This is a genomic window from Clostridium sp. UBA5119, assembly GCF_002414285.1.
GTDB lineage: Bacteria > Bacillota > Clostridia > Clostridiales > Clostridiaceae > Clostridium_J > Clostridium_J sulfidigenes.
Map to the genome: position 1 here is coordinate 1 of NZ_DHYX01000042.1, position 5,060 is coordinate 5,060.

Here is a 5,060-nt window from a genome sequence, read left to right on the forward strand (position 1 = left end):
CACTAACTTAATGACATTGAGTACAGACTCATCTTTTTTTATTTAGAATAAAATTTACCCAAGAATTAACGAAATATTTTAAAAATTTTTAGAGAAAGTTGCAAATTAAATAAATCTCTTATACAATATAATAGAAAATTACTTAAAAATAACACTTACTCACCCCAATGTGTGATATAATTAAAATCATAGAATTTGGAGTAAATAATAAAATTTTGAAAGGTGGCGAATTGTTATTAAACTCTCGCTTAGACAGGAACAAATAATAGAATTAGTTAAAGAAAATGAACCAATAACCAGTGAAGCTATCGCAAAAGAGTTAGGGCTTACGCGATCCGCCATAAGACCAGATTTATCTATATTGACTATGACCGGTATACTTCAAGCAAGACCTAAAGTTGGATATGTGTGTGTTAAAAATTCAAATAAAGAACCTAAAAACAGTGAAATTAGAAATATAAAGGTTAAAGATGTAATGTCTGAACCTGTTCTAGTAAAGGAAGACACACCTGTTTATGAGGCCATTCTAACACTTTTTTTAAATGACACAGGAACTTTATTCATTGAAAATGAAGGAGCACTATTAGGAGCTGTATCCAGAAAAGACTTCATAAAGATGGCTATGGGAACAGCTGATATGCATAGAGTACCCGTTGGAATTATCATGACTAGAATGCCGAATATTGTTAGTGTATCAGAGGAAGATTCAGCCTTTGATGCCGCAAAGAAAATAATTGAGCATCAGGTAGATTCCTTACCTGTTGTAAGACTAGAACTTTTAAGGGGAAAAGAAGTTCCGAAAATTGTAGGAAAAATATCTAAGACAACAATTTCTATGGTATTTGTAAAATTGGGTGAAAATGAATAATTTTATTCATTTGACTATATAACTATAATTTAAGAGTTAAGGGGTTGTATAACATGGAAAAGAAAAAATATGTGTACCTTTTTAATGAAGGCAACGGCGGCATGAAAAATTTACTAGGTGGAAAGGGTGCAAACCTTGCAGAAATGACAAGCATAGGAATTCCAGTGCCACAAGGCTTCACAGTAACAACTGAAGCTTGTAATAAATACTACGATGACGGAAAGAAAATTGCAGAAGAAATCGTTGAAGAAATTCATGAAAAAATGGCTGAGTTAGAAAAACTTACAGGCAAAAAGTTTGGGAATCTAGAAAATCCTTTATTAGTTTCAGTAAGATCTGGTGCTAGAGCATCTATGCCTGGAATGATGGATACTATCCTTAATCTAGGATTAAATGATGAAACTGTTGAAGTAATGGCTAAAAAAACAAAAAATCCTAGATTTGCATATGATTCATACAGAAGATTCATTCAAATGTTTGCTGATGTAGTTATGGAAGTAGAAAAGAGAAACTTTGAAGATATCATGGATGAGATGAAGGCTGCTAGAGGCGTAAAACTTGATACAGAATTAAATGCAGAAGACTTAAAAGAATTAGTAGCTAAGTTTAAAGCTTACTACAAAGAAGCTAAGGGAGAAGAATTCCCAAGTGATCCTACAGAACAATTAATAGCTTCTATCACTGCTGTATTTAGATCTTGGAACAATCCTAGAGCTATAGTATACAGAAGAATGAACGATATTCCTGGTAGTTGGGGAACTGCAGTAAACGTTCAAGAAATGGTATTTGGTAATAAAGGAAATACTTCTGGTACAGGGGTTGCATTCTCAAGAAATCCATCTACAGGAGAAAAGAAAATATTTGCTGAATACTTAATGAATGCTCAAGGTGAAGATGTTGTTGCTGGTATCAGAACACCTCAAAAAATAGAGCAATTAGAACAAGAAAATCCACAAGTATACAAACAATTCATGGATATTGTAAACACTTTAGAAAACCATTACAGAGACATGCAAGATATGGAGTTCACTATAGAAGAAGGTAAGCTTTACTTCCTACAAACAAGAAACGGTAAGAGAACAGCTCAAGCTGCATTAAAAATAGCTGTTGACCTTGTAGAAGAGAAAATGCTTACTAAGGAAGAAGCAATCCTTAAAGTTGAACCAAAACAATTAGATACATTATTACATCCTGCCTTTGATTCAGCATCACTTAAGGCTGCAGCAGTTATAGCTAAAGGACTTCCAGCATCTCCTGGTGCTGCTTGCGGCAAGGTTTACTTCACTGCAGAAGATGCAAAAGCTGCCCATGAAAGTGGTGAAAAGGTAGTTTTAGTTAGACTTGAAACTTCACCAGAAGATATTGAAGGTATGATTGCCTCTGAAGGTATATTAACAGTAAGAGGTGGAATGACTTCTCACGCAGCTGTTGTTGCTAGAGGTATGGGTACATGCTGTGTTGCTGGTTGCGGCGACTTAACAGTAAATGAAGGAAATAGAACCTTTGCAGTAGGTGGAGTTACTTATAAAGAAGGAGACTATATCTCAATAGATGGAAGTACAGGAAATGTATATGCAGGACAAATTAAAACTGTAGATCCTGAAATAAGTGGATACTTTGGAACATTCATGGCATGGGCTGATGAAATAAGAAGCTTAAAAGTAAGAACTAATGCTGATAATCCAAGAGATACAGCTCAAGCAGTTAAGTTCGGAGCAGAAGGAATAGGACTTTGTAGAACAGAGCACATGTTCTTTGAAGGCGAGAGAATCATGGCTATAAGACAAATGATCGTTGCTAAGGATGAAGCTACAAGAAGAGCAGCTCTAGAAAAATTATTACCAATGCAAAANNGACTTTATAGGAATTTACGAGGAGTTACAAGATAGACCAGCCACTATAAGATTCTTAGATCCACCACTACACGAGTTCCTTCCTCATGAAGATGATGAAATAGTAGAATTAGCTAAAGAACTTGGAATTACCTTTGAAGAACTAAAAAATACTGTTGAATCATTACATGAGTTTAACCCAATGATGGGTCACAGAGGTTGCAGACTTGCAGTTTCTTACCCAGAAATAGCTGAAATGCAAACGAGAGCAGTAATAGAAGCTGCTATAGATGTTAAAACTAGAAAAGGTTATGATATAGTACCTGAAATCATGATACCATTAATTGGAGAAGTAAAAGAGCTTAAGTATGTTAAAAACATAGTTACAGAAATAGCTGATAAAATCATAAAAGAATCAGGCACAGATATGAAGTACATGGTAGGAACTATGATAGAAATTCCAAGAGCTGCTTTAACTGCTGATGAAATAGCTAAAGAAGCTGAGTTCTTCTCTTTTGGAACTAATGACTTAACACAAATGACCTTTGGATTCTCAAGAGATGACGCTGGAAACTTCTTAAAACACTACTATGACAAGAGCATATATGAATCTGATCCATTTGCAAGATTAGACCAAGTTGGAGTTGGAAAACTTGTTAAGATGGCTGCAGACCTAGGAAAATCAACTAGACCAGACATCAAACTTGGAATATGTGGAGAGCACGGTGGAGATCCATCTTCCGTTGAATTCTGCCACGAAGTAGGATTAAACTATGTATCATGCTCACCATTCAGAGTTCCAGTAGCAAGACTTGCAGCTGCTCAAGCTGAAGTTAAAAATCCAAGAAAAAAATGTTGCTGTGGATGCAAGTAAAAATAAAATAAAAAATAACAATTAACAAAGAGGTAATCTGAAAAGAATTAAAATATTTTCAGATTACCTCTTTATATATCTTTAAGAGTCTTATTTAAAGGAAATTTTAGTGCTGAATTTATTTTCAATATAATCCAGTAGTTTATAACTGAAATCAATATGGATATCATTGTGTAATACAGCTTTATTAAGAAGATTAATAAAGGCTTTTTTATTGCATTTTGATATATTTTTATAGTAATCCCTAGATAATTTCCAGTATTTTTGTGGAAAGGCTAAGTAGGCAAGGATATATTTATAATCATCAAAGGTCAAAGGGTGACTGCTCTCGTATTCCTGTAAAAAGTTTATGGCTAAATCTCCATTCCAGCAAGTGTTTTCTCTTCTCATAAGTCTCCTTAAACAATAAGAAATATCAAAGGCTGAATAGTCGTATCTACATTTATCAAAGTCGATAACATAAATTTTACCCTGATTTATAATAAGATTTTTACTTACATAATCATTGTGACATATGGAAACAGATAAGTTGTCATAGTCTATAGTATTGGCTACATTAGTTGATAAATTTGCTAGGCACATGCTATTAGTAAAGCTAACTCTGTATATTTTAGAAAAATAATCTTTATACTTTAATGCTAGCTTTTCATTTTTAACAAGTTGAACAGTATGTTTATTTAAAGAGTCTGTAAGATTGGTGAAACCTTCTTTATGTTTACTACCTAAAATTGGGGAAAATCCTAAAGAAGTCTCGTGAATTTGTCCTAAATTTCTACTTGCCATATTCACATTATTTATATCATCAAAATCGCATTTATCCCCTTGAATCCAATCTGTGAGAATAAATAACATATCATTATACCTTACATATCTTCCATGATTAGTAGTAGATAGTATTCTAGGTACATTTATATTATTACGATATAACCATTCTATGGCTGAATAAATAAAAAGCAGTTCATCTACATCATAATATACTTTTTTCAAACAATACTCATGGGAATCACTTTCTATTTTATAAACAGCTCTTTGCTTATCGGTATCCTTAAACTTCACCTGATATATACTGCAATTATTAGATAAATTATAATAAGGTAATACATTTTTCTTAATATTACTTGGCGATAGTAAATTTGAGTTAGAACTATCTGCTATTGCGTTACTCATTGTACTTCTCTCCTTAAAAATACTATAAGATAATATTAAATATCTCTACTATAATTATGTTTATGAAAAATTTATCATAAATATATCAATTCCTTGAAATATTGAAAAATTTTTATAGTCCATTAAAGGAATATTCATGTATAGTAAAGAAACTATATACATAATAAAGAAATTATATACATACATAATATAGTTATTAAATATACTTAACAGAGTTCTTAGCTTCTTTGAAGCTTACTAACAGAATTCTAAGTATCAATTTATTTGATACTTAGAATTCGTTGTCCTTTAGGGGAAATCGTTATCCAAGGACGTAGCA

2 protein-coding genes and 1 pseudogene are annotated in these 5,060 nt (G+C 32.5%); 2 read left to right on the forward strand and 1 reads right to left on the reverse strand.

Annotated elements, in window-relative coordinates:
* Positions 1-235: 235 nt before the first annotated feature.
* A complete protein-coding gene (locus tag B2671_RS06160) occupies positions 236-868 on the forward strand; it encodes a helix-turn-helix transcriptional regulator (RefSeq protein WP_346869639.1) in 633 nt (210 codons plus the stop codon).
* Between the two features lie 53 nt (positions 869-921).
* A pseudogene (ppdK, locus tag B2671_RS06165) lies at positions 922-3,574 on the forward strand (pyruvate, phosphate dikinase).
* Between the two features lie 90 nt (positions 3,575-3,664).
* Here the strand turns inward: ppdK and B2671_RS06170 are convergent.
* Positions 3,665-4,741 carry a CotS family spore coat protein gene (locus B2671_RS06170; protein ID WP_346869617.1) on the reverse strand — a complete coding sequence of 359 codons (1,077 nt, stop codon included), beginning with the start codon at positions 4,739-4,741 and terminating at the stop codon, positions 3,665-3,667.
* Between the last annotated feature and the right edge of the window lie 319 nt (positions 4,742-5,060).